The organism is Aeromicrobium sp. PFPM2_SD2 (genome assembly GCF_057364525.1).
In genome coordinates this window covers 1-780 of record NZ_JBNFNZ010000704.1, presented here as the reverse complement: position 1 = coordinate 780, position 780 = coordinate 1, and the positions used below count along the sequence as shown (strand labels likewise).

The 780-nt window shown below is 76.8% G+C and carries 1 protein-coding gene; it reads right to left on the bottom strand.

Annotation, left to right across the window (positions count from 1 at the left end; all coding sequences use genetic code 11):
- Positions 1-141: 141 nt before the first annotated feature.
- On the bottom strand, positions 142-780 hold a 639-nt coding region (locus AC2W7G_RS17595), incomplete at its 5' end, for an SDR family oxidoreductase (RefSeq protein ID WP_485869572.1).

Genomic DNA, 780 nt, shown 5'->3' with positions numbered 1-780 from the left:
CGGCTCCGCGCCGTCGCGTCCTGCAGCAACGCGCAGCGCCCCCGGCCAGCTCGTCGAAGCCGGCCTCGACCGGGTCGTCCGGCGTGGCCCGGAGCCAGGCCTGGGTCGCGCGCAGGTGGTGGACGCTCATCGCCGCCCCGCTCAGTCCAGCGAGCGGCGCAGGCGCTGCATGCCGGAGATCCAGCGGTCGGGGTCGGCGGCCTTGCGCGCGTGCATCGTGCCGACCTCCGCGTGCGGCAGGGCCAGGAAGCGTCCCTCCTCGATCGCCGCGAGCAGGGAGTCGGCGACCTCGGCCGGCTCGAGCACCGCGCCGGCCTCGGTGACCGAGCGCATGCCCAGCCGCGCCTGCTCGTCCTGCGTGGCCTCGGCCCGGTCCACCAGCGGGTGCGCACGCCCATCGGGCACAGGCACGCGACCTGCACGCCCCCGGTCGCCGTAGGTCACGGCCAGCCACTCGGCGAAGCCGACGGCGGCGTGCTTGGTCACCGCGTACGTCGGCAGGCCGAGCTGGGTGAGCAGCCCGGCCGCCGACGCGGTGACGGCGAAGCAGCCCTCGCCGCGCTCGAGCCAGCTCGGCACGAGCCGGCGCGCCGCCCGGACGTGGGCCATGACGTTGACGTCCCAGGACGCCTGCCAGTCCGCGTCGTCCGCCTCGAGCCCGAAGCCGCGGAAGATGCCGGCGTTGGCGACGAACAGGTCAACCGGGCCGGCGAGCCCCTCGGCGGCGCCGATCAGCTCGCCGAGGTACGCGTCGTCCGCGGCGTCGCCCGCCCCGCTGCG